26 protein-coding genes are annotated in these 22,473 nt (G+C 64.8%); 11 read left to right on the forward strand and 15 right to left on the reverse strand.

Annotated features, from left to right (window positions below; all coding sequences use genetic code 11):
* Positions 1-127: 127 nt before the first annotated feature.
* The gene (locus ACFYOW_RS14595; protein WP_387287995.1) at positions 128-1,510 is read right to left on the reverse strand and encodes a lipase family protein; all 1,383 of its coding nucleotides are present in this window, start codon (positions 1,508-1,510) and stop codon (positions 128-130) included.
* Positions 1,511-1,785: 275 nt separating this feature from the next.
* On the opposite strand from ACFYOW_RS14595, the gene ACFYOW_RS14600 reads away from it, so the two are divergent.
* Both ACFYOW_RS14600 and ACFYOW_RS14605 read left to right on the forward strand, forming a co-directional pair.
* A complete protein-coding gene (locus ACFYOW_RS14600) occupies positions 1,786-2,262 on the forward strand; it encodes a GNAT family N-acetyltransferase (protein ID WP_387287997.1) in 477 nt (158 codons plus the stop codon).
* A gap of 229 nt (positions 2,263-2,491) precedes the next feature.
* Positions 2,492-4,132 (forward strand): GMC oxidoreductase, encoded by a 1,641-nt coding sequence (locus tag ACFYOW_RS14605; RefSeq protein ID WP_387287999.1) that lies wholly within the window; start codon positions 2,492-2,494, stop codon positions 4,130-4,132.
* A gap of 26 nt (positions 4,133-4,158) precedes the next feature.
* On the opposite strand, the gene ACFYOW_RS14610 is transcribed toward ACFYOW_RS14605, so the two are convergent.
* The 8 genes from ACFYOW_RS14610 to ACFYOW_RS14645 form a co-directional block, all read right to left on the reverse strand.
* Positions 4,159-4,479, reverse strand: coding sequence for a DUF3349 domain-containing protein (locus ACFYOW_RS14610; protein WP_387288000.1), 321 nt, complete (start codon positions 4,477-4,479; stop codon positions 4,159-4,161).
* A gap of 8 nt (positions 4,480-4,487) precedes the next feature.
* A complete protein-coding gene (locus tag ACFYOW_RS14615) occupies positions 4,488-4,796 on the reverse strand; it encodes a DUF3349 domain-containing protein (protein ID WP_040700866.1) in 309 nt (102 codons plus the stop codon).
* Between the two features lie 4 nt (positions 4,797-4,800).
* On the reverse strand, positions 4,801-5,091 hold the full coding sequence (locus ACFYOW_RS14620; protein ID WP_387288002.1) for a hypothetical protein: 291 nt from the start codon (positions 5,089-5,091) through the stop codon (positions 4,801-4,803).
* Positions 5,092-5,104: 13 nt separating this feature from the next.
* On the reverse strand, positions 5,105-6,295 hold the full coding sequence (locus ACFYOW_RS14625; RefSeq protein WP_387288004.1) for an anion permease: 1,191 nt from the start codon (positions 6,293-6,295) through the stop codon (positions 5,105-5,107).
* Positions 6,296-6,549: 254 nt separating this feature from the next.
* Complete coding sequence (locus ACFYOW_RS14630) at positions 6,550-6,921, reverse strand: hypothetical protein (RefSeq protein WP_387288006.1); 372 nt, start codon at positions 6,919-6,921, stop codon at positions 6,550-6,552.
* 6 nt (positions 6,922-6,927) lie between these two features.
* Entirely contained in the window at positions 6,928-9,528 is a 2,601-nt protein-coding gene (locus ACFYOW_RS14635) for a LuxR C-terminal-related transcriptional regulator (RefSeq protein WP_387288007.1), read from the reverse strand.
* A gap of 113 nt (positions 9,529-9,641) precedes the next feature.
* The gene (locus tag ACFYOW_RS14640; RefSeq protein WP_387288008.1) at positions 9,642-10,766 is read right to left on the reverse strand and encodes a catalase family protein; all 1,125 of its coding nucleotides are present in this window, start codon (positions 10,764-10,766) and stop codon (positions 9,642-9,644) included.
* 21 nt (positions 10,767-10,787) lie between these two features.
* Entirely contained in the window at positions 10,788-12,632 is a 1,845-nt protein-coding gene (locus ACFYOW_RS14645) for a peroxidase family protein (RefSeq protein WP_387288010.1), read from the reverse strand.
* A 374-nt stretch (positions 12,633-13,006) separates the two neighbouring features.
* On the opposite strand from ACFYOW_RS14645, the gene ACFYOW_RS14650 reads away from it, so the two are divergent.
* On the forward strand, positions 13,007-13,756 hold the full coding sequence (locus ACFYOW_RS14650; protein ID WP_387288011.1) for a hypothetical protein: 750 nt from the start codon (positions 13,007-13,009) through the stop codon (positions 13,754-13,756).
* A 637-nt stretch (positions 13,757-14,393) separates the two neighbouring features.
* Here the strand turns inward: ACFYOW_RS14650 and ACFYOW_RS14655 are convergent.
* Positions 14,394-15,635: a lipase family protein gene (locus ACFYOW_RS14655; RefSeq protein ID WP_387288013.1), complete on the reverse strand. Its 1,242-nt coding sequence runs from the start codon at positions 15,633-15,635 to the stop codon at positions 14,394-14,396.
* A 16-nt stretch (positions 15,636-15,651) separates the two neighbouring features.
* Positions 15,652-15,825 (reverse strand): hypothetical protein, encoded by a 174-nt coding sequence (locus ACFYOW_RS14660; protein WP_387288015.1) that lies wholly within the window; start codon positions 15,823-15,825, stop codon positions 15,652-15,654.
* Between the two features lie 332 nt (positions 15,826-16,157).
* Between ACFYOW_RS14660 and ACFYOW_RS14665 the strand changes: the two genes are divergently transcribed.
* The 3 genes from ACFYOW_RS14665 (at position 16,158) to ACFYOW_RS14675 (ending at position 17,429) form a co-directional block, all read left to right on the forward strand.
* Positions 16,158-16,367, forward strand: coding sequence for a hypothetical protein (locus ACFYOW_RS14665; RefSeq protein WP_387288017.1), 210 nt, complete (start codon positions 16,158-16,160; stop codon positions 16,365-16,367).
* A gap of 92 nt (positions 16,368-16,459) precedes the next feature.
* Entirely contained in the window at positions 16,460-17,062 is a 603-nt protein-coding gene (locus ACFYOW_RS14670) for a hypothetical protein (RefSeq protein WP_387288019.1), read from the forward strand.
* A gap of 184 nt (positions 17,063-17,246) precedes the next feature.
* On the forward strand, positions 17,247-17,429 hold the full coding sequence (locus ACFYOW_RS14675; protein WP_387288021.1) for a hypothetical protein: 183 nt from the start codon (positions 17,247-17,249) through the stop codon (positions 17,427-17,429).
* A gap of 179 nt (positions 17,430-17,608) precedes the next feature.
* Here the strand turns inward: ACFYOW_RS14675 and ACFYOW_RS14680 are convergent, their stop codons facing one another.
* The 3 genes from ACFYOW_RS14680 to ACFYOW_RS14690 form a co-directional block, all read right to left on the reverse strand.
* Positions 17,609-18,523, reverse strand: a complete 915-nt coding sequence (locus ACFYOW_RS14680) for a D-alanyl-D-alanine carboxypeptidase family protein (RefSeq protein ID WP_387288023.1) — start codon at positions 18,521-18,523, stop codon at positions 17,609-17,611.
* Positions 18,524-18,608: 85 nt separating this feature from the next.
* Positions 18,609-18,812 (reverse strand): hypothetical protein, encoded by a 204-nt coding sequence (locus ACFYOW_RS14685; RefSeq protein ID WP_387288025.1) that lies wholly within the window; start codon positions 18,810-18,812, stop codon positions 18,609-18,611.
* A gap of 47 nt (positions 18,813-18,859) precedes the next feature.
* The gene (locus ACFYOW_RS14690; protein ID WP_387288027.1) at positions 18,860-19,552 is read right to left on the reverse strand and encodes a helix-turn-helix transcriptional regulator; all 693 of its coding nucleotides are present in this window, start codon (positions 19,550-19,552) and stop codon (positions 18,860-18,862) included.
* A 120-nt stretch (positions 19,553-19,672) separates the two neighbouring features.
* On the opposite strand from ACFYOW_RS14690, the gene ACFYOW_RS14695 reads away from it, so the two are divergent.
* From ACFYOW_RS14695 to ACFYOW_RS14715, 5 genes are all read left to right on the forward strand, one after another.
* Complete coding sequence (locus tag ACFYOW_RS14695; protein ID WP_387288029.1) at positions 19,673-20,185, forward strand: DUF2231 domain-containing protein; 513 nt, start codon at positions 19,673-19,675, stop codon at positions 20,183-20,185.
* A 26-nt stretch (positions 20,186-20,211) separates the two neighbouring features.
* Positions 20,212-20,637, forward strand: a complete 426-nt coding sequence (locus ACFYOW_RS14700) for a hypothetical protein (protein ID WP_387288031.1) — start codon at positions 20,212-20,214, stop codon at positions 20,635-20,637.
* Positions 20,638-20,642: 5 nt separating this feature from the next.
* Positions 20,643-21,239 (forward strand): GTP cyclohydrolase I FolE, encoded by a 597-nt coding sequence (gene folE / locus ACFYOW_RS14705; protein WP_387288032.1) that lies wholly within the window; start codon positions 20,643-20,645, stop codon positions 21,237-21,239.
* 153 nt (positions 21,240-21,392) lie between these two features.
* Positions 21,393-21,614 (forward strand): hypothetical protein, encoded by a 222-nt coding sequence (locus ACFYOW_RS14710; protein WP_387288034.1) that lies wholly within the window; start codon positions 21,393-21,395, stop codon positions 21,612-21,614.
* Positions 21,615-21,689: 75 nt separating this feature from the next.
* The gene (locus ACFYOW_RS14715) at positions 21,690-22,154 is read left to right on the forward strand and encodes an aminoacyl-tRNA deacylase (RefSeq protein ID WP_387288036.1); all 465 of its coding nucleotides are present in this window, start codon (positions 21,690-21,692) and stop codon (positions 22,152-22,154) included.
* On the opposite strand, the gene ACFYOW_RS14720 is transcribed toward ACFYOW_RS14715, so the two are convergent.
* The gene (locus ACFYOW_RS14720; RefSeq protein ID WP_387288037.1) at positions 22,151-22,303 is read right to left on the reverse strand and encodes a hypothetical protein; all 153 of its coding nucleotides are present in this window, start codon (positions 22,301-22,303) and stop codon (positions 22,151-22,153) included. The genes ACFYOW_RS14715 and ACFYOW_RS14720 overlap by 4 nt on opposite strands.
* Between the last annotated feature and the right edge of the window lie 170 nt (positions 22,304-22,473).

Consider the following 22,473-nt stretch of genomic DNA (forward strand, 5'->3'; position numbering starts at 1 on the left):
ATTCGGGCAAGATCGCGCGGGTAATTGTGGTGAGGGCATCTTGCAGGGCTCCTCCTGGTGGGGCTGGATTTCTCCGCACAAGTCTGCGAGATCGCCATCTCACCGGAGTCTCAGCACTGATCCGAACTCACCGGCGCGGAGGGCATTCGCTCGGAGCGGGCTCGCCGCGCAAACGTCCATCGATCCACCCGATCTCCCCGGGAAAGCCGGTGACCAGGGCGATGACGTGCTCGCCGGGTTCGGTGCGGTGTACCGCGGGGACGCCGCGCGTGCATTGGTTGCGGTAGAGATCGTCGCCGTTTTGCTGCGGGATCCAGATGTCGCTGGCGGCGTGATAGATGTAGAGCGGCGCACCCGATTTACGGTCGGACAGACTGAGCCGCCCGAAGATCCGATCAGCGATATCGCTGGTCAGCGGGTTACTGATATTGGCAGCGGCATCGATGGGAACGCCGACAACGCCGAGCGGGCCATTGCTGTCACCGCAGGTGTCCTTGATGGGTGAGGTCGCCAACCACTGCGCCAGATGATTCATATAGCCGAGAATCGCCGGATGCTCCCGGCCCATCGCCAGCGCCACTATCAGCAGAATGCCGGATGCGGAGTTGCCGTTGAAGCGGCTGGCGACCATGCGATAGTCGGTCACGAGTCCACCCATGGCCGCCCCGACCACCGCACCGGACAGTTCCGGCGCGTACTCGTCGAGCAGCATCGCGGCCCCATACGACGCGATCGCGCCACCGGAATACCCGGTTATCGCGAAGCGGCTGCCCGTGAACTCCGTCGGCACCACATTGCGCACCGCGCGAATGGAATCCAGCACCAGGTGCCCGGCGACCTTCGGTTCGGCGTAGGCCATCCACGGCCCCTCGTGATCGGGAATCAGCACCGCATAGCCGCGGCTGAGGCCCCACGCTGTGTTCGGCGGAAACAGATCACCCGCATTGAACTTGCTGTGCAATCCGTGCGCCATCGCGTAGCTCGGCGTGCAGCTGAGCCCGAGCGAATTGATCGGCACTGCGTTCACCAACACCGGCCGATCCCCCGGACCCGTCCATGCGGCGGCGGGAATCACCAAGGTCGCGGTGCCGAAGGATGGCACACCGGAGGCGTCCGTCGTGCGGAACTTCAGCAGGATGGCCCGCTGAATCGGCACGATCGCCAGCAGCGCGGAAGTCGCTGTCACATCTCGCGCCTCGACGATATCGCCGGGAGCGAGACGATCGAGCCCATCCGGCCACTCGTCGAACATCCGATCCCCCGACGGCGCGGACCGTACCGCTTGCCACAGCGCCGCCAAGTCCGCGGGCAACACACCCGACGGCGGTGACGCGGCGGGCGGGAACGATGGCGCGGGGATATGGGCATCGATCCACCGCTGCAGGTCGGACGGACCGGGCGACACCGGCGCGACCGGGGCTTCGGTCGGGTCGGCATGCGCGGGCACCGGCCCCACCAGCAGCGAGCAACCCAGCATGCTCGCGACGACGACAGCTCGCAGACTCGACATCTGCCACCTCCCGAATTCGACACCGCCCGACGAAGGCCAGACTATGTCGCAGCGGAACAACACCTCGGATCTGTTTGGACTTGTCACGACTGCGCCGGCCCGACACGCTGGCCGCACCCAAATTTCCGAAAATCACTGGCGCACAGGCAACCTCGAACGAACACCGGCCCTGCGGCCGCATCTGGTCCCCGGCTGTTCTCACAAACGCGGGTCAGCCGCGTATCGTTCTTGGTGGAGTGGTCCGCGATGACCTATGCCCCGGCACTAGGAAGCTCATGGACATCGTAAGAGCGCCGCAGCCGCAATACCGGCAGGCACGCTTCGCCGATATCGAAGATATCGCGGCCATCGAGGCCGAGGTATTCGCCGAGCCGTATCTGTTTCTGATGCTGCGACAGCTGTACGACCTGCACGGATCCGACTGGCTGGTCGCCGAGCTGGACGGCAGGGTGATCGGCTACGCGCTGACACTCCACAAGGCGGGCCGGGCCCTCCTGTTCACATTCGCGGTGCTCCAGCAGTACCAGGGCAAAGGATACGGTCGCGCCCTGCTCGACCACGTGCTGCAGCAGTGTCGGGCGGATGGGGCCGACGTGGTCTACCTGACGGTGCGCCCCGACAACCAGCCCGCGGCGGCCTTGTTCAAGCAGGCCGGGTTCGAATTCGTCGAACATGACGACCAGTATTTCGGACCAGGTGAACCACGAGGCATATTCGAGTACCGGTTGCGGAGCCGACACCTGGACTCCTGAGCCGCGGAATCAGCTGTCGAGCCATTGTTCGGCGGCACTTCCGATGCCATCGGTGCTGTGCTCGAACTTCGTTGCACTCCAATGCCATTGAGCCAGCAATACGTCGGTGGAAATACTCCGTCCCGGTTTGACACATCAACATCAGAATTTGCTCAAATCTCAACTAGAACCTGTTACAGTCTGCCGACTCGAGGCACTCTCCTACGCCTCACATCGGAAGGTTTCGCTCATGTACGACCGACGCCCCTCGGCCAACACCGGCGTTCGCCAAGGGATGAATCGCCGGAAATTCTTGGCGGGCACCGCAATTGCGGCCGGGGCCATGACGCTCAGCCCAGCCGCGTGGACCGCCAAGGCCTCGGCGGCCCCCATCGGCAACGGGGATCACGTGCCGAATCTGATCATCGGCAGCGGCTACGGCGGCGCGGTCGCCGCGCTGCGCTTGTGTCAGGCGGGCAAGCAGGTCGCGATGATCGAGATGGGCCAGAACTGGACCACACCCGGTTCGGACGGAAAAGTCTTCTGCACCATGCTCGATCCGGACGAGCGCTCGTATTGGTTCCGGACCAGGACCGAGCAGCCGGTCAACCATTTCGTCGGGGCCGATATCAACCGAGACATCAGCCCGAGCGACGCCGGTGTGCTCGATTCGGAGCATTTCGCGGCGACGCGGGTGTATCAGGGCCGCGGGGTGGGCGGCGGCTCACTGGTCAACGGCGGTATGGCTCCACTGCCGAAACAGGACTACTTCCAACAGATTCTGCCATCGGTCGACGCGACGACGATGTACTCCACGTACTTTCCCCGGGCGCAGGCCGCACTCGGGGTCAACAATGTCGACTCGGCCTGGTTCGAATCCGCGGAATGCTACAAATACGCGCGGGTCAGTCGCACAACCGCCAATAACGCAGGCTACACAACGACATTCGTGCCCAATGTCTACGACTTCAGCTATATGCAGAAGGAGCAGGCGAATACCGTCACCCGCTCGGCGCTTGGCGGTGAGGTGATCTATGGAAACAACTACGGAAAGCGCTCACTCGACAAGACCTATCTGGCGGTGGCCGCCGCAACCGGCAACCTGAGCATCTCCCCACTGCACAAGGTCACCAGCGTGGCACCGGCCGCGAGCGGCTACACGGTGGTCATCACGCAGATCGACGTGCTCGGCAATACGGTGGCGACCAAGACCGTCACCGCGGACAAGGTCTTCTTCGCGGCGGGCAGCGTCGGCACCAGCAAGCTGCTCGTCACGTTGAAGGCGCTGGGCAAGCTGCCCAACCTCGCCGATTCGGTCGGCGCCGGCTGGGGCAATAACGGCAATGTGATGGTCGGCCGGGCCGGACTGGATCTGACCGGCGCGGTCCAATCCGCGATTCCCTGCATGGGCATCGACAACTGGGCCGACGCGAACGGTCCGGTATTCGCCGAAATCGCCCCGTTCCCAACGAGTACCGAGAACGGCGTGAACCTCTATCTGGCGATCACCAAGAACCCCAACCGCGCCAAGTTCACCTACAACTCGTCCACCGGCGGGGTGGATCTATCCTGGCAGGCGTCGTACACCCAACCCTCGATCGATGCGGCGAAACGCGTCTTCGATGCCATCAATTCCAAGGCGGGCACGATTTACCGGACCGATCTGTTCGGCGTCTACAAGGTCTGGGGCGACGACTTCGTCTACCACCCCCTCGGCGGCTGCGTACTTGGACAGGCCACCGATAACTACGGCCGCCTCAACGGATACTCCGGGCTCTACGTCATCGACGGATCGCTGATTCCGGGCAACACCGGCGTCAATCCCTTCCTGACGATTACCGGCCTCGCGGAACGCAATATCGAAAAGATCATCGCCACCGACCTGGCATGACACTCGGCCGGTCCGTGCGGGGTCGGTCAGCGTTCTTCCCTGTCCGGATCGGTCCATGCGTCATCGATCGGCCAGCCCGCCGCCTGCAAATGCGCTCGGACGCGGGCGATATCGGATTCCAGTGGCATCTCATTGGTCAGTTTGGTGATGAGCACGCCGACATCGACCCGATCGGCCGGTATGGCGCCCTGCTCGATCAGGGCGTCCGCGACCTGCCGCACATCCGCTTCGGGCAGGCGCCGCGAGAGCAGGGCCAGCAACGGCACATAGTCCGGATCCGGCACGCCGTGCGGATATCCGGCGCGCAGCCACGCGACGATTCTGGTGAGGAGATCGGATAGAGCCATAGGAGGTATCAGGCGTCGGAGGGGTGTGCCAGCGGCCACCCCACGGCGGCGAGCCGGGCCGCGACCCGATTCACATCATCCTCGCCCGGCTTCTCGTGCGCGAGTTTTCCGATTGCGTCCTGGACCTGCCCACGGTCGATCACGCCATCGGTATCCGCTGCGATCAACTGTTCGACAACCTCACCGACCTCGTCCTCGGTCAGCTTGCGGTGCAACACGGCGAACAATGCGACGTAGTCCTCGGGCGGGACGCCGTGCGGATACCCGGCACGCAGCCAGTTCAGAACCGATCCGAGGATGGATGCTTTGGATGTCATGAGTTCATTTCTTGGGAGGTTTGGCGCCGAACAGCTGGATGTCGAAGGTGTGGCTGATGAAATCCTTTGCGATATAAAGAATTCCGAGCACCACCGCAACGATGACAATCGCGAAGCAGAGGTACGCGACGACTTGCGCGACTTGGTTGCGCGCACCGGCGCCATCAGCGGTGGCGGGCTCCAACGACCAGAGCCGAATCCCGGTCGCGAAGATCACCGGTAATCCGGTCCCCAGCAGAACGGCGATCAGAGTCACCTCGCCCAGCGACTTGGCGATAGCGGTGAACGTATCCATGAATCCAACCTCCTCAGACCGACGCGCCGGCCTTGGCCTCGACGTTGGACGCAGGCGTGAGCCCACCCTCCCATTCGTCATTGACATTGCTGGTGTCGACCGGATCGCGCCGCGACCGCAGGTACATGTAGGCCGACATCGCGATCAGAATCGCGAAGTCGATGAGCACCCCGCCCAGGCCGCCGACCAGATCGGCGATCCACCAGCACACCGCGCCGACCAGACCCGCGAGCGGGAGCGTGAACAACCACGCGACAACCATCCGGCCCATAACACCCCAGCGCACCCCCGCGCCCGGCTTGCCGAGCCCGGTACCCAGGATCGAACCGGTCGCGGTCTGCGTCGTCGAGAGCGGAAGTCCGAACTGCGCCGACGTGAGAATAATCGCAGCCGAGGATGATTCAGCCGCGAATCCCTGCGGCGGATCGAGCTCGACCAAACCCTTGCCCAGGGTGCGGATAATGCGCCAGCCGCCCAGGTAGGTGCCCGCGGCGATCGCCACCGCACAACAGATCTTGACCCACAACGGAATCGAGTCGCTATTGGTGAACGTGCCGTGCGCGACGAGCGCCATGAAGATGACGCCCATCGTCTTCTGCGCGTCATTCGTACCGTGCGCGAGCGAGACGAGCGCGGCGGATCCGATCTGCCCCCAACGGAACCCGTCGTTGACCTTCTTCTCGACCGATCGACGCGTCAGCCGGTAGACCAGGAACGTGCCGAGCCCGGCCACGAGTGCGGCAACGAACGGCGCCAACAGCGCGGGCACCAGGATCTTGCTGATCAGACCCGTCTTCTCATTCCCGGTCCAGATCACGCCACTGGTGCCGAGCGCAGCCACCGCCGCACCGATGAGACCGCCGAACAGCGCATGCGAGGAACTCGACGGAATGCCGAACAGCCAGGTGAACAGATTCCAGAGAATCCCACCGACCAGACCGGCGAACACAATGTGCAGCAACTCCATGTGGTGCACATTGCCGATATTCAGCAGCCCACCCGACACCGTCTTGGCAACCTCGACCGACAGGAAGGCTCCGACCAGGTTGAGCACGGCCGACATACCGACCGCTACCCGCGGGCTGAGCGCACCGGTAGCGATCGAAGTCGCCATAGCATTGGCGGTATCGTGAAACCCGTTGGTGAAATCGAAGGCCAACGCGGTCACTATCACGATCAAAAGCACGATCAGTTCAGCGCTCACCCAGCCATTTTCATGCGCGCGCAGCCCACCTGCTACAACAGGGCGATCTGTTCACCCACTATTTAGCCGACCACAAGAAGCCGGACAGGTGCCACCACCGATCGGGCCGTCCGCGGGTGCGCGATAACGACGACGGGTTCACCTGCCTCGGCGTGCCGGACGGCAGGTGCCATGCGCCATCCTCGAAGCCACCGCTGTGCCGCTGCCCGAACAGGACTTGGCTGCGGCGGAGGGGCTGTCGTATACGACGCGGATCACGTTGCGGTGCGGACCTTTTGGACGGCGGAGTCGAAGAGGCTTTCGAAGGTTTCGTTGTCCGACTTTCCGGTCAGGTTCTCCGCGTGCATGGCGATCGTCATGTCACCGATGACGGCGTAGGCGGTGTAGGAGCTGGTCGTGACCGGGTTACCGATGACATCGGAACGGGAGGTCGTGTGGTAGGCGATGGCGCCGATTCCGTTGAGTTCACCTGGCAGCGGCAGAGTTTCGATGGTCACCGTGGTGTTGGTGAGCTGTTTGCCCACTACCGAGGTGGTCAGGGTCATCTGCTGGCATCGGTTGGTGATATCGGCGATCTTGCCGAGGTCGGCGGTGGTGTCGGAAATGAGGCCGAACGGAGCGCGCACATGCGGCTATCGTGTGACGTCGCCCCAGATCAGTTTGGCGAGTTGGTCGCGGTCGGCGGCGTCGAGTTTGGTGCAGGCCCGGTAGATGTGGCCTTCGACGGTGCGTACCGAGACGAACAGCCGCTCGGCGATCTGGCGATTGGACAGCCCGCGCGCGATGAGGGCGGTGATCTCGCGTTCGCGGTCGGTGATCGGCAAGGGGTGGGCCGCGGACGCGATGGCGGGGGTGGTCGCTCCGTCGCACCGGGCGGCGAGGTCAAGGGCGCGGGCCGCGGCTTGGGCGCTGAGCCGACGTTGGCCTGCGTGGTCATGAATCGGTACCGCTTGCGCGGCGGCGTCGGCGGCTGCCAGTAGCAGTCCGGCGCTTTCGAATTCGACACTTACCGCGGAAAGCGCGTGTGTGTCGGAGTTTTCGAAGGCGGCGGCGTGGCGGGCGTAGATCGCCACTACCGGCCCTTGCACGCGGTCGGCCAGGGCGGCCAGTCGTGCCGCGAGGGTTCGGTCGCCGAATCGGGTGGCGTGGTGCAGGGCTTCGGCTTCCAATGCGTACTGGCCCGCGGTGTGGGCGATGGCTGCTGCCTGGCGAGCGAGTTCGACCGCGGAATGCTGACTGCCGGAGCCCGCCGCCAGCCATGCGCGGGCGATCATGCGTTGCGGTTCATGCAGGGCCAGGTGCGGTCCGGTGTATTCTTCGGCCTCGCCGAGGACCCGTTCGGCTTGTTGGGAGTCGCCCAGCGCGGCATAGGCGCGGGCCAGAATCAGCTGCGCAGGCAGTTTCCAGGGTAGTGAGGTTTCGGCGTTGAGTGCGGCGAGGGCTTGTTCGAATGAGGTGATCGCCTCGCGGAAGCGGCCACGGTAGGTGGCTACGACACCGCCCGCGATTTTGGCGATTGCCCAACCGAGAAACTGTGCGGAGGAGGAGAACTCGCTGTATTCGGTGGCCCGCTGATCGGCGAGGTCGAGTTCGCCGATGATTGTCAGTGACAGTACGTCGCCGTAGCGCACCATGACCCGGATCATGCCGTCGGTGTTTTTCTGCTGTGCCCGGCTGCGGGCGGCAATCGGTGCGAAGTCGGCGCCGCGACCGGCGACCGGCATCGCCAGGCCGAGGGCGAACGCGGCCCAGTCGACAGCTTGTTTCGGGGAACTCGCATCGGCGAGAACAGATTCGGCGCCCTCGATGCCGACAGCGATCTTGTTCTCGTGTATCGCCATGGTCGCGTTCACGGCATCGATGATGAGGCGCAGCGCGGGATGCTCGACTCGGTCGCCGAGCAGATCCATAATTTCATGGCCGCGTTCGACATCACCCACACACCAGAACAGCAGACTGGCCCGCGGAACACCCCATTGGACGAGTTGAAGTTGATCGAGGCGGTCGGGATCGAAGTCGGCGAGGATCTTGTCGGCTTCCTGTGGTCGGCCCTGCCACAGCAGCGCGCGGGAGAGTACTTCGGCCGCGGGCAGCCCGCCGCCGCGCTCGCATGCGGCGGCCGCGAGTCGTTCGCCCAGCGGCAGATTGGACAGGGCGACAGCGTCTTTGGCGGCGGTGATCAACAGGTCGTTGTCGATGGGCTGGGCGCTGTCGATACACAGTTGTGCCAGTCTGATGCGATGGGCAGCGGTACTCAGATCCTGCTCGCGCAACCGCTCGACGATGCGGCCCCGCCGCTTGCGTGCAGCGGCGGTGCCGATTCGGCGGCGCACCACGTCACCGAGCAGCGGGTGGCTGAAGCAGGCGCTGACAGACCAGCCGTCGCGGCTGGTGCGTATCAGGCCGGAGATCTCGGCGGCATCCACGGCGTCCTCGCCCACGAGGTCGGTGAGGATGTCGATGTCGAGTGGCTCATAGAGGGCCAGCATCTTCAAGGTCTCCAGGACCGGCTCGCCCACGCGGGCGAGCCTGCCGTCGAGCAGATCCACCAGCCCGGCGGGCACCGCGGCGGGTCCGCGTAGTTGCCAGACCCCGTTGACTTCGGTCAGGGTGCCCGCCTCGACGGCACCTTCGACCATATTGCGCAGGAAGAGCGGGTTTCCGCCCGATGACTCCCACATGACGTCGGCGCTGAGGCCTTCCAGCGTGCCACTCAGGACGGTCTCGACGAGAGCGACGCACTGCCGTTTGGTCAGTGGTTCCAGCTCGACGCGTTCGAGGTAGCCGTCCTTCCACAGGGAAGTGACCGCATCGGGTACGGGTTCGCCGGAGCGGACGGTGGCCACGATAGGAGCGGCGCGGTCGACGGCGATCTGGTGCAGCAGGGTCGCGGAGAGCTGGTCGAGCAGGTACGCGTCGTCGACGCCGATCACGGTGTTTTGTTGGACGAGTAGGTTTTCCCTGGCCGAGCTGAGCAGCGCGATGGGATCGCGAGACGCGGTCGGGGCGACCCACGGCGCGAATACACCCAGGGGGATAGCTTGGGAAGACTCGGTACAAGCCGCCCACCGGACCGGAGTGCCCAGTGCCGAGGTCACGAGCCGGGCCAGGGTGGTCTTGCCGACCCCGGCGGCGCCGACGAGTACAACACCGCCGACATCGCCGCTCGTCAACGCCGTGCGAACGGCCTCGTATTCGACGGGACGATCGAGTAGTTGCCAGCGCTCCCCCATGAGCAACAATTCTAGATCTTGCCCGCCGGTGCTGCGACGGGTTTTCGCTGGCGAGCGCACTGCCTCGGTACCCGCCCGGACTCCTGCCGCCGATGGCGCGGGCGGCGCGGTGGTCATTGCGGAAGCTGGTCGGGGGTGGGTTCGAGGCGGGGGGCGTTGTTGACGTTGTGACGGTAGTTGCTGGATGCTTCGTACACGCGCTGCTTGAGCCGGTTGATCGATCCCAGTGGCCGGTGGGCATCCAGACCACGCCAGGAATTGAACGACAACACGTCGTCACCGAAGGCGCGCCGTTGCGGGGTATAGGGGTCCTGGCGGTCGAAGCGGATGGTCGCTACCGTCCGGTGTGGCGATTCGGCTTCGGGCCATTCGACGGTGGCGTCCTCGATCGGCATGGTATCGAGGTCGGTGCACAACTGCACGCGCAGCTCGTATTCGGCGCCGTGGCAGGCGAAGAAGTCGACGACCATCTCCTGGTGGGCGTTGATTCCGGCGTCGTGGCCCACCGGTTGACCCGTCAGGGCGCTGACTTCCGGCGAAACCGGGGTGTAGAGGATCTTGGCGATGTAGTCGCCGTAGCGCAGGGGCGCCGAGGAATAGAACGTTTCGCCCAGGATGTGGGTGTTGGGCCGGACGAACACGCCCAGGTTGGGTGGCAGGGGACGTCCGATACGTCGCAACACGTGCGCGTCGAGCGCGGAAAGGACGGTACTGCCCGTGTGCAGGACCGGATCGGGCAACCGGGCCAGCACCCACGCGGTGGGCATGCCCTGGGTGTAGTAGGCGTGGGCGTCGGCGAACAGGAATTCACGGTGGGTGACCATGATGAAGTCCTGGGTGGTGGCCTGGTCGCCGGGCAGTGCGCGCGGCCCGTTCACCCCGAGTACCTTGATTCCCAGCCCGCGCACGCCGCGCAACTGGTCGCTGCGGATTACGCCGGAGGTACTCGACAGCCGGGCAACGACCGGATAGGTGGCCGGAGTGGCGAACAAGCCCTGGGCCAGTTCGGGTGGCAGGCCGGGGTGAACGGTGAGTTCACCGCGCAGGATGCCGTGACTCTTGGCGTGCGCGTCGCGCAGTCCGTGCTTGTGCACGCGATAGGCGCGTTCGTTGTTGCTGCGCAGCACCGCGATGATCCGATCGATGTCGCGCTCTTCGTCGGGTCGCGGCCGTTCGAGGTCGTCGCGGTAGCGAAGATAGGAGCGGGTGGTCGTGGGTGGTGCGGTCAGGTCGGTCATCGCGGTCGTTTCCTTTCCTGCTCACGCAGCGGGGGCGATGCTGCGCCACGGAGCGAACGGGTTGGCGACACCGTCGAGCGCGGGCGCCAAAGTGGGAAAGTGACGCAGCAGGACGCTGCGCATGGTGTTGTCGCGTACCCACGCCATGCCTGCCTCGGTGTAGATCTCGGGACGGAAGTCGGTGGTGAAGAACCGGTCACCCGACAACCGCCGCGAGGCCATCAGTACGAACACGCGGAATGCGGTGTCGCTGAAACCGAATCCGGGTGGTTTGGGCTCGGCGTAGAGACCGACCATGAGATCGACATCTTCCACATCGCCGTAGACCTGCTCGAGTTCACGCGCCCATACCGCGTTGTCGGTCAACTCGTCGAACGAGGTGGCAGGTGGCAGGCGCAGTTGGCGGCGGAACTCGTTGTATCGCGGTACTCCTCGTTCTCGGACCCGCAGGATGTCCACGGTCGCGAGATCCATCAGCGGATGGCCCGGGCGGGCGAGCTTCTGCAGGTGGACCGGATAGTTGTGCAGGGTCAGCGCACCGGGGTTCGCGCGGCCGAACGAGTAGAACAATGCATCCATCGGTGTCTCGGCCAGACGCTCGCGGATGTGGGCGACCCCCAGATCGGGTAGCTGATGCTCGGCGACGACACTGTCGTCGGCCAGGCTGCGGACCACGAAGTCGTCGGGGATCAGGGGATGCATCCGGTACACGGCGACGAACTCCTCGGTCAGCGAATACGGGACGCCGTGGTCGTCGGTGGCGGATCCGGGTATGCCGCACAACACTTCGTTGCCGCTGATGCGACCGAACCGGCGAGCGATCCGCTCCCCGAGGACGCCGAACCAATTGGCGCGCATGGCGGCGACGGTGGTCGGGTGGGCGATGATGGCCGGTGTCCAGTCGATGGTGTGGATCTTGGCGATCAATGCCGAGTTGACCAGACGGGCGGTGTCATAAAGCTGCTCGTCGCTCATATCGGGGTAACGGCGGGCCAGGCGCTCGCAGATCGCGTTGTGTTCGCGCATGAACAGTGAATGCAACAGAGCGAGTCCGACCCAGGCGTTGGCCGCTGGGCCGGACAGATCCAGCAGACCTTCCACATCCAGCGGCGGTAGTCCCAATTCGTCGACCTGGAGTCGCCCCTTCTCCCTGGTCCGTAGCGCTGCGGCGAATTTCGGTGTGCTGCCGTAGATCTGGGAGGCATCCCACCAGTGGGATTCCTGGGTCGTGTAAGTCGGGGGGCCGCCGGATTCGGGGCTCGGGACCGTGGGGGTGCGCGGGATCGTCATGGGCGGCACCGGCCACGGATCCAGGTCGGTCAGCGGAATCGTCCAGGGCTCGGTATCGCTGTCGCCGTGGCTGAGCCAATCGTGGACCTCGAACTGAATCCAGGCCGCCGCCAGCAGATTCAACGTGGTCGCCAGCTGAAATCGGTCGCGGGTCAACAGATCTCGACTGATGAGCCGCGGGTTGGGTTCCATTATCCGGTCGGAATCTTCTGGGTAGGTGTACTCCAGCGGGATGTTGCGACCGAACCGGCAGCCGACCGACCCCGTGCGGGGCTCGGCGAGAGTGTTGTAGGTCCCGTCGACGGTTCGTGCGCGCAGGTGCTCGCCGACAGCAGACCCGTCGGCCGGCAACGGTCCGTCCGGATGAGGACCGGTATCGAAGAGATTCTGGGCGCGCAGGCGGCTGCGCAAGCCGACGAGGACGGCCAACCCCAGCGGCGTGGGCAATCTGAACCAGCCCACGCCGCGATCGAGCGCCTCGGCGGCCGCGACCAACAGCCGGGTGACGGGCGGCAGGCGACGCGACGACGGTGGATTGGTCACCGGCGGTGGAATTGTCGACTTTTCGCTGACCATGACGAACCTCCGCGTAGCTGGCGCGAGCTGCGACGCGCCAAGATCGAATTCGAATGCCAGTCTTCGGGGCGACCGGACACCAGTCGCGAGTAGTCGACTACGCCAAACCCGATCGCCGCAGCAGAAGTGCCGATCCTTCATGACCGCGACACTTTTCTGTAGCTACGCCTACCGCCGGGCGAGCCGTTCGGTTCCGAGCAATCCGGGCTCTTACTCCCCCGTACGCCGCCGACATCGCGCGGCAGCGAATGCCGACGCACGCAATCGGGTAGCGCGGTACGCGCGCCGACCGGCCCCGGTTGGACAACGCTGTCTTCGATGGTGCTGCCGGACAGCGGGAGGATCCGCGGCAACTGCGAGAAAGGGGCGCTCGAGTGATCACTCCGATCGAAATCAAGGTCAACCTCGACGGCGACGTCGCGGAGGCACTGAGCCGGCTGGAGTGCACGGGCCGGTCGGCGATCGAGCGTCGCATCTGGTTCGCCGAGCCCCGTCCCAACGGCTTCCACACTGCGCCGACACTGCTGTCGAGCCGAATCGTCATCCGGCTACGCAGCGGCGAGACCGACGACCTGACCGTCAAACTGCGTCCCTGCTTGCCATCGCAATTGGTCGGCAGATGGACCACCTCCTTCACCGACGATGCACTGCGGTACCGCATCGAAGAAGACTGGAACGCGCAACGCCGCGTCCTGTCCGCCTCGGCAGTCAGTGACCGACCGGCCGGATCACTGCGCGAAGCGACAGTGCTCGGCGCCGACGTCAACACCGTCCTGGACACCGCCCAGCGCCAACTCCTGGTGAGCTGCACACCTCCGGGGGTAGCAGTCGACTGCCTCCTGGCCATGGGCCCCATCGCGTCGACCAAATGGACGAAGGTGCGCGTGGGCGATCTGCACGTCGATGCCGAACGCTGGACCATCGCCGACCTCGACCTGCTCGAGCTGTCTCTGAGAGTCACTCCCGAACACGGTGAGTCACACGCCGAGGTGCGAAACCGGGCCCTTCACCGGCAACGCAAATTCGAGGCCGCAGTACGTCGATGTGGTCTGCACATCGCGACCGGCGAAACCAAGACCCAGCAGGTGCTCGCCGCATTGACAGCGCGATCGATCCGCCGGTGATCCCTTGGTCGGACAAACCTATCGGAGCCACCGCCACGTCCGCCGGGCTGTGGAACTGCGGCGGATCGAACTGGCGAAATAGGCTGCCCCAGTCCTCTGGGAGAACTGCGGTGTCCCAGCCTTGCCACTGGTGAGCTTCGGGAACAGGAATTCGGCGCACCGGCGCGATACCGGAACGTCGGCCGGACCCTGCTGAATCCGCTGTGCGAGTTGGAATAAAATTCGCGGGGATGGAGTAGCTGAATACCCTAGCCCGACATTGCAACTCAGCGGACGATGGCTTTGCGCAGGAACAGATTCACACTCACATAACGAAGCCCGACGGCGATCGGGCACCTTCCGGGAATTCGATGTGGCATTCCCATAATGTTCCGTGACCACGACAACGACGACGTGGCTGCTCCACTCCGCCCAACGCCCTTACCCACAGAATCCACACGACCGCGGTCTGCACCCGGCCGGACCGCCCAGCATCGACAATTGCGTATCGACTGCCGGAATTTTCGATACGAGTTCACGAGAGCGCTTTCGTCCTCTGCATAAACGCATCAGAGGCTCAACTGGGTCGAAGAAGATTTCCGCTCTGCGAACTGGAATGGGGGGCGGTCCGTCGAGTACCGCTTGGTGTGCCGATCCGTCAGCACGTGGCGGGTGCGGGCTCGCCGAGAATCCGGGCGTTCAGCCAGGCCAGCACCCCGGGGGCACCGATCACCGCGGCCGACAGATGCTCGAACGCGGGCACTTGCAGCGTCTGCACATGCACCCCGGCCGCGCACCAGCGGCTGTCGACATGGTCGATCGCTTCGATCGGAATCAGGGGATCGGTCGGCGAATGCCATTCGAACACCGGTATTTCCGGCACCCGATCGTAGAATTCCAGACTGTTCTCCCGCAGCACCGTTCGAGCTTCAGGGAGGGCAGCAGTCGGGGTGCTGGCGAGGTATTCGCGGGCGCTGCCGCCGACCCCGGTGACGAGGATCTGGTTGGTGCAACTGTTGGCCATGGCGTCCCGGACTGCCAACCCGCGCTTGTTGAGATACCTGCTGACCGGCATCCGCTGCGGGTACTCCCGCTCCAGGCCGATCGCCGCCGCCATGGCCAGGCCGAAGGCCGGATGCGTCTCCATGCCCACCGCCTCCGCCATTATCTCCATGTTCATCGGAGCGCCGCCGATGGCCGCGCCCGCAAGCTCCAGTTCCGGGGCGTACGACGGCTGCAGCGCAGCTGCCCATCCGGTGGCCATGCCGCCGCCGGAGTAACCGGCCAGCACCACCCGGCTGTGCTGCACAGCGAGTTCGGGCAGCCGTTTCACCGCGCGGACACCGTCCAATACGATCTGGCCGCCCAAACGCGCAGCGCCGAAAGCGAAGTTCGGGCCGAGATGATCCGGCAGCGCGACACTCCAGCCCTGCGCCAGCGCCGCGTTCAAAATCGATGCCGTCGCCACCAGATTCGGATCGCCGGTGTACAGCTGGTGCGATACCGCGCAGGCCGTGCCGAGCGCATTGATGAAGTGCTGATACGACAGCAGCGGCCCGTCGGGCTGATGGCCGAAGGGGGTAAGGATCGTGGTGGTCGCCGCGATCGGCGCGCCCTGAGAGTTGGTGGACCGGAATGAGACCAGCGTGACGGTGGCGCCGGGGAAGAGGATCACGGGCGGCAGCGTCCGCACGTCGAGTACATCACCAGGCCGGTGCGCCGCCAGATCCGCCGGTGCTGCGAAGAACGGGTCAGGATCGGGCTGCGGATACAACGGTTCTGCGGTTGCCGTCGTCGCCAGCAGCAGCCCGAGTGCCACGCTGCCGAGCGCACTCAGGATTCGTAGTGAACCACTGTGCCTGCTGCGGAGAAAGCGAAGAAACCGACGAGTCACGACCATGACCTCCATGGGTAGTTCACGGCATTCGTTTGACCAGCAAGTCCGAGCTCACATGCGACCTTATCGGCAAACTTTCAGCGATACGCTGAAAATAGCCGATGCGCTGGGAAAATAGCATCGTGAACTCGATGTAGGCAAACATCAGCGTCGATGCAGCGCACACGTCGGGATCGTGGACCACGACAGCCATTCGGGCAGCCGGGACCTTTCCGCTCGGTCCATCGCCGCCGGCACACGCCGGAAGTCGGGGAATCGCCGGGCTGACGGCTCGGGTGCGATGGTGGTCGAGGATTAGTTGAGAACACAAGCGCGCCAACGCAATTCTGCGCCGTGCTCACCGAACTCGGTGTCCGGACCGCGTTCACCATCGGTGGGAAGGGTCGGGAAATGGTCCTCAACGAGTATTGGAATACCGCCTAACCAAGAAAATCAACTGCTCGGAATTTGCGTGAACCGATGATCTGCCACCCCGTACCGCGGTCGACCATGCACACCGATGCCAACACATCCCCGGGAGGTGCAATGAGCGCCGGAGCATCCTACGAGCCGGACGTGCACCTCCGAATCAACCTGCGCGGAGTGATCTTGGACTTCATAGCGCGGGCCAGCGCCGCCGAGCAGTTCATCGAGGACCACAAGACCCACCACTATGTCGACGCTGTTTCGGTAGTCCCGGGCGACGCGCGCGGCCTCCCACGGCTCCCCAACGAGGAGTTATATGTCGGGCCGTAGTACCGGCTGGCCCGCGGGCTCCTGTTCGGTATGGTTGCCGGACCGACCTGATCGATCGCACGTCGGCCCCGGGGGTCAGCAAGGAGTTCGTCGTGGTTACGCCACATCAACCCGAATCGTTTCCACCGCAAGGGAATTACCCCAATCCGCAAGGGTACCCGTATCCGCAGCAGCGGCCGCAGTATCCGCCGCCCGGGTTCGGTGCACCGCCGCGGGCGGGCGCCTCACCGCTGGACTGGGTCACCGCGGGGCTGCTCGTACTGTCCGCGATTCTGACGGGAATCTGGGAATTCACCAACGACTACCTCGATTTCGGTGACCATATCCCGTTCCTGCTCACCGCAGCGATCGCCGTGGTGGCGGCCATTATCCTAGTGACCGGTGCCGGTGCCAAGAACGGCGCTTTCCGTGCACTCGCCGCCGTCGCCGCGGGTGCGCTCTTCGCCCCAGCTCTCTCGTTCGTGGTCAGCATGGCGCAGCACTCGGAGTACGCCGAGGCCAAAGATTTCGCCCTCGGCATCCCGGCCGCGCTCCTCGCCCTGGGCGCGTCGGTGACGGCAATCGTCGCGTCGGCCCGATCGTCTGCGCCGCGCACCCCGACCCCGCCGCAGTGGCAGCAACCACCCGCCCAACAACCACCCGGCCAATACCCGCAGCACCAGTACCCACCGCACTCTTCCTGGCCGCCGAGGTAGTCCAATACCCCGCGCGCACATGCGGATTCAGCCCGTACCGTCTTTGCCACGTCATGGCAGTACGCCGCGTGGGGGTTGGTGGGCTCCGCCGCCAACAGCGGTGTTGTTTTCCTGGAGGCCAGCCGCCGCGCGAAAGGATGGCCGTGGGTTCCGTCCTCGCGGACCGGGTGGCGGGGTTTATCTGGTGTCGATACTCATCCAGCTCGCTGTAGCCACGGCGACTACCGCGGCTCTCGCGACCACATTGATCGTGTCGAGCGGCATGGTCGCCTTCGGAGTCGGTGCGGGTGCGCCGGTTGTGGTGAAAAAGCTTGCGGCATACGCGGAGTCGTTATTGCCCGGACGGGACGAAGGAGGATCGAAGTGACGGTCTTGCGCGGCAACAGGGTGGGCCGACGGCTCCTTGCCGCGTTGTCCGGCTCCACCCCCGCTTTCACCCGTGAGGGTCGTAACAGGCAGTCGACGCGATAGCGGCCGCCGTGTGCTGTCGACGTTGGCTGGTTCCTCCACCGCGTTCACCGCGGAACCTCTCGACGAGATTCGGCGCTAACCGATCGGTAGCGCGGTCAGGATCGGGTCGTAGGCCCAGTTCAGCATGCGCTCGGCATCGTTCTTCGCGACGACACCACTGCCGGGCGAGCTGTGCAGGACCACACCGATCAGCGGTATTCCCGCCCGCACCGACTCGAACAGCAGGCAGGCTCCCGCGGCGTCGGTGGATCCGGTTTTGATGCCGATAGTGCCTGGATAGTCGCGCAGCAGCAGGTTCGTGGTCTGCCAGAAGTGATCGCGATTGCCCGGGCCGGCGGGCAGGTGATAGCTCCGCGCCCCGGCCACCTCGCGGAACACCGGCAGGTTCATCGCGCGCAGACCAACGGCCACCAAGTCCGCAGGCGTGGAGTATGTGGAGTCGTCGGTAGGGGCGGGCAGCCCGCTGGGGTCGGTGAATTGCGTACCCACCAGGCCCATTTGACGCGCGGTGTCGTTCATTTTGGCGATGAAGCCGTCTTGGCCGGGCCCGTAGGCCTCGGCAAGGGTATAGGCGGCGTCACAGCCTGACGGAAGCATCATCGCGTACAGGAGCTGTCGCGTGGCGAGCACCTCGCCGGGGACCAGGCCTGCGCTACTTCCGTCGTACCTGGTGCAGTAGGCAATGCTTTCTTGCGGCACGGTAGTGGTCCGGTCGAGGTCACCGGCATTGATCACGACCAGCGCCGTCATCACCTTCGCGATGCTTGCAATCGGGACCGGCGTGTTCGGCTGTCGCGACCACAGCATCGTGCCGGTGATTCCGTCTGCCAGTGCTGCGCCCGAGGCCTGCACTCCGTCCGGCTCGGAAGTCAGCCAGGGCAACTGAATATGAGCGTCGCTCGCGGCGGGCGCGACAGCGACGCTATGACCGGCTGCCACGACCAGCGCCACGGCGACGGCATTCTGCAACAATCGGGCAAATTTTGGCATGGCCACATTCTGCCGTTCAACCCCGTCGACCAGTGGGATTTCACCGACCGGATTACCCGCGCCTCCAGCGACAGCGTACAACCGGCTAATCCGCGACGATTCCGGGATCCAACCGATCCGACATCGGCGTCCATCCGAACAGCTCCCGCAGCAACCGCTGCGTCTCGAGACGATCGGCCGGCGACCGCGCCGAATACAGGAACTCCAATTCCGCGACCGGACAGGTCGCTATCACTCCAGCGGCCAACCTCGGCGATGGATTTCCCTGACGCCTCGTGGGGTAAGTCACGCTGACATTGTCACCGTCAGGTCATACGTCGCAGAGCGAGCCGCGTCCTACGTGGCGGGACGGAGTTGGACGCAGCATTCGCCGGCTTTCGGCGCCAGCTCCGCGGTGACCGTGTCGGCCTGCAGACCGGTGAGCACACCGGCGATATAGGCGTGGTTGAGTCCGCAGACCAGTTCGGGCGCCTGCGCGGCCAACGGGTGGAATGGGCAGTTGCGCAGCCGTATGCAGTCCGGCATGGCGCGGGCGGGTTCGAATCCGTGCTCGGCGAGCAACGCGTGGAGCAGGGTGAGCGCGCGTTCGGCACCGAGCCGCCCGGGCCGCAAGCGCTCCCGCATGGCCGCTCCGATGCCCACACCACGCTCGGCGGCGACCCGTTGCGCGGCGACTCGAGCGGTCTCGTCGGAAGTCTCGGTGAGTACCGCGCCGATCAGGATGTCGGCCAGCACCTCATGGCGGCGTTCGGGGATATTCACCCGGACTTCGGTATCGGTGGGCTCGTACACCTTCGGCGCCCGCCCGACCCGCCGGATCCCACCGACCTGTTCGTAACGGGCTTGCAGCAGTCCGGCGTCGACAAGCTTATCGAGGTGGAATGCGGCCAGCTTCCGTGAGATTCCGACCTCCTCGGCCGCTTCGTCGCGGGTGACCGGGCGCCCGGCAGCGCGGATGAACCAGTACATGCCGCGACGCAGCTCATCCTCCAGCGCGGCCACCGCGCCGATCGCCAATTCACTGGTCACACGACCACAATAACGCCGACTGTGTTGGATGAAACGCGTTGGTTACCCGCTCAGCGAGGCGACTTGACCGACCCAAGCAATAACACCAATAATCTTTGGTGTAACTATCGGGAGGATGCCATGACCAGTGACATGCAGCAAGCCAAACAGCCGGTCAGTGTCGCGCTGGCTGGACCGTACGGGCATCCGTTCCACCCGATCCTGGTCACCGTGCCGATCGGCGCTTGGGTGGCAAGCATCGTGTTCGATATCGCCTCTCATGTCGTCGACGACCCGGCCTTTCCTGCCCACGCAGCGGAATGGCTGATCGCTATCGGTGTCCTCGGGGCGCTGGCCGCAGCCATGGTCGGCTTCCTGGACCTGTTCGCCATCCCGACCGGCACCCCGGCATTCCGGACTGGACTGGTGCACATGAGCCTCAACCTGGCCGTCACCATTGCCTACGCACTCAACTTCTGGTGGCGCAGCTCCGGCAACGGCCCGCGTGGCGTCGTCCCCGCCGGGCCCTTGGCGCTGTCGATCCTGACCTTGGCCGCACTGGCGGTGTCGGGCTACCTCGGCGGCAAACTCGCCTACCGCTACGGCGTGCGGGTCGCCGACGAAAAAACCCAAGCCACCGGCTACCGACGCTGAACCCTTATCACCCGTCAGGAGACATCATGGGTATCGCAGCATTGATCCTCTGGCTGCTCACCGCCGTAGGTGGGTTCGTCCTGCTCGGCACCTGGATCGCCAAAGGCGGTACACGCCAACCGGGTGCAAGCCACCTGCCCGTACCGGTCCTATTCGGACATTTCGCGCTCGCCGTCACCGGGCTGGTCGTGTGGATCGCCTACCTCGCCCTCGACAACGACGCCCTTGCCTGGGTCGCATTCGCACTGCTGATTCCAGTGGCACTGCTGGGATTCGTCATGCTGCTGCGGTGGCTGCCCGTCTACCGAGCACGCACCGAAACCGCGGCTACCACAAACCCCGAACCGGCCGAGAAACACTTCCCGGTGGCCGTCGTCGGCGGCCACGGCGTCCTTGCCGTCGCCACCGTGATCCTCGTATTACTGACCGCCCTCGGCGTCGGCGGGAACTGAGCATCGTGTCCCAGCCCGCGCTACGAGTAGTCCACGACCCCGCCAACACCGTCGACCTGGCCGCCGCCGAGCTCGCCGCCCGGGACTTCCTGACCGCGCTCGGCGTCGGCCTCGACGACGCACACCTACACGCCACCCCCGGACGGATGGCCCGCGCCTACGCCGAACTGTTCACCCCACGCCCGTTCGATCTGACCACCTTCCCCAACGACGAAGGCTACGACGAACTCGTACTCGCCCGCCGCATCCCGCTGCGATCGGTCTGCGAACATCACCTGCTACCTTTCGTCGGCGTCGCCCACGTCGGCTACCTACCCGGTGACCGCATCCTCGGACTGTCCAAACTCGCCCGCATCGTCGAGCATTTCTCCCGCCGCCCCCAAGTCCAGGAACGACTCACTAAACAGATCGCCGACTGGCTCGCCGAACAGTTGCAACCCAAAGGCGTCGGCGTGGTCATCGAAGCCGAACACACCTGCATGACACTGCGCGGCGTCCAAGCAGCCGGAACCACCACCGTCACGTCCACCCTCCTGGGCTCCCTCCGCGAAGACGCCCGCTCCCGCCAGGAATTCCTCTCCCTCACCGGCATCACCCCGTGACCGGACTCGTTAGCCAAAACACGTAGTTAACTGATACATATCTCATATATGAGGAACTAGTCAGGGTCATGTGAAGGTGTACGCGTTTCCAGCGGCATTCGTCCGCCGCTGCCCGAGAATGCCAGGCCATCACGACCGGCGCACGGCAGTGATGTGCACCTGCGAATCTGGCTGGGCGGCAAGGTCTTCGACTACGCGGCCACCACGGTCGCGGCAGGCAACGTGATCCGCGACTGGGGACGAAGGCGTTGGTTCACAATCGATTTGATTCAAAATGCGGTCGAGGAAGGTCTGCTGCTGCCACGGCTACCGTACGAACGAATTGGTTCTCGGGCCATGGGCCGCCCAGCCAACCTCGACGAAATCGCTGCATAGCGACCCGGCGCCTATGCTGAAAGTTGGGGCCGCCGGGTTCGGCGGTGGCACCAACCAGCTAGTGGAGGTTCCGCCATGCCCATGTCACCGACCGTGCACACGTGCCTGAGCGATGCGGGCGTCGAGTATGAACTCGTGCGGCATCCGCACAGCCACAGCAGCACCGAGACCGCCCAAGTTGCGGCTATCCCGGGCGACCAACTCGCCAAGACGATCCTGCTCGAAGACGAACAGGGCTACATCGGCGCCGTGCTGCCATCCACTCATCACCTACGGTTGCCGAAACTGTGGGACCAAACCGGACGGCGCCTGTCATTCGCCGATGAGTCGGACATCCGCCAAGTCTTCAAAGACTGCGAACTGGGCGCCATCCCTCCCGTATGCACCGCTTACGGCATGAAGACACTGATGGACGAAAGCCTGACCACACAGCCCGACATTTACTTCGAGGCCGGAGACCACGAGACGCTCATCCACATGCGTACCGAGCAGTTCATGCGCTTGATGGAACACGCAGAAAAAGGACACTTCTCCAACTAGGACTGCCGCCAGGTCACCGTCCGCGTGCGCGCCGTGACGACCACGCGTTCACGCCCTTGGAACGGCGGCTGTTCATGCCCGCGAGCTTGGACGACACCGCTCTCCCACACGGCCCGGAATGCGGCGGTCATCGCGGCGCGTCGCGCCATGTGTGCCATTCCCCACGCCGAGCATCAACGCCGCAAATGGGAGCAGGCCCTGGAAATAATCGACGAATTCCTCGAATGGGCCCCGTCGCGGTCGCTGAGGCGTGCTACGGCGACGCCGCCGACTTCCGCGACCTTCCCGCCAGCCGCGGCATTGCCAGCCCGGCCGCGAG

It is taken from the genome of Nocardia sp. NPDC006982, assembly GCF_042869435.1.
In the GTDB taxonomy this organism is placed as follows: Bacteria; Actinomycetota; Actinomycetes; order Mycobacteriales; family Mycobacteriaceae; genus Nocardia.

Bases quoted from the DNA above. Each gene is read 5' to 3' on its own strand.
- ACFYOW_RS14620 (WP_387288002.1), bottom strand. From the start codon at position 5,091: ATGGATACGTTCACCGCTATCGCCAAGTCGCTGGGCGAGGTGACTCTG.
- ACFYOW_RS14640 (WP_387288008.1), bottom strand. From the start codon at position 10,766: ATGACCGACCTGACCGCACCACCCACGACCACCCGCTCCTATCTTCGC.
- ACFYOW_RS14595 (WP_387287995.1), bottom strand. From the start codon at position 1,510: ATGTCGAGTCTGCGAGCTGTCGTCGTCGCGAGCATGCTGGGTTGCTCG.
- ACFYOW_RS14605 (WP_387287999.1), top strand. From the start codon at position 2,492: ATGTACGACCGACGCCCCTCGGCCAACACCGGCGTTCGCCAAGGGATG.
- ACFYOW_RS14660 (WP_387288015.1), bottom strand. From the start codon at position 15,825: ATGGCTGTCGTGGTCCACGATCCCGACGTGTGCGCTGCATCGACGCTG.
- ACFYOW_RS14680 (WP_387288023.1), bottom strand. From the start codon at position 18,523: ATGCCAAAATTTGCCCGATTGTTGCAGAATGCCGTCGCCGTGGCGCTG.
- ACFYOW_RS14610 (WP_387288000.1), bottom strand. From the start codon at position 4,479: ATGGCTCTATCCGATCTCCTCACCAGAATCGTCGCGTGGCTGCGCGCC.
- ACFYOW_RS14645 (WP_387288010.1), bottom strand. From the start codon at position 12,632: ATGGTCAGCGAAAAGTCGACAATTCCACCGCCGGTGACCAATCCACCG.
- ACFYOW_RS14715 (WP_387288036.1), top strand. From the start codon at position 21,690: ATGCCCATGTCACCGACCGTGCACACGTGCCTGAGCGATGCGGGCGTC.
- ACFYOW_RS14665 (WP_387288017.1), top strand. From the start codon at position 16,158: ATGAGCGCCGGAGCATCCTACGAGCCGGACGTGCACCTCCGAATCAAC.
- ACFYOW_RS14720 (WP_387288037.1), bottom strand. From the start codon at position 22,303: ATGGCGCGACGCGCCGCGATGACCGCCGCATTCCGGGCCGTGTGGGAG.
- ACFYOW_RS14655 (WP_387288013.1), bottom strand. From the start codon at position 15,635: ATGGTCGTGACTCGTCGGTTTCTTCGCTTTCTCCGCAGCAGGCACAGT.
- ACFYOW_RS14695 (WP_387288029.1), top strand. From the start codon at position 19,673: ATGACCAGTGACATGCAGCAAGCCAAACAGCCGGTCAGTGTCGCGCTG.
- ACFYOW_RS14615 (WP_040700866.1), bottom strand. From the start codon at position 4,796: ATGACATCCAAAGCATCCATCCTCGGATCGGTTCTGAACTGGCTGCGT.
- ACFYOW_RS14635 (WP_387288007.1), bottom strand. From the start codon at position 9,528: ATGGGGGAGCGCTGGCAACTACTCGATCGTCCCGTCGAATACGAGGCC.
- ACFYOW_RS14700 (WP_387288031.1), top strand. From the start codon at position 20,212: ATGGGTATCGCAGCATTGATCCTCTGGCTGCTCACCGCCGTAGGTGGG.
- ACFYOW_RS14600 (WP_387287997.1), top strand. From the start codon at position 1,786: ATGGACATCGTAAGAGCGCCGCAGCCGCAATACCGGCAGGCACGCTTC.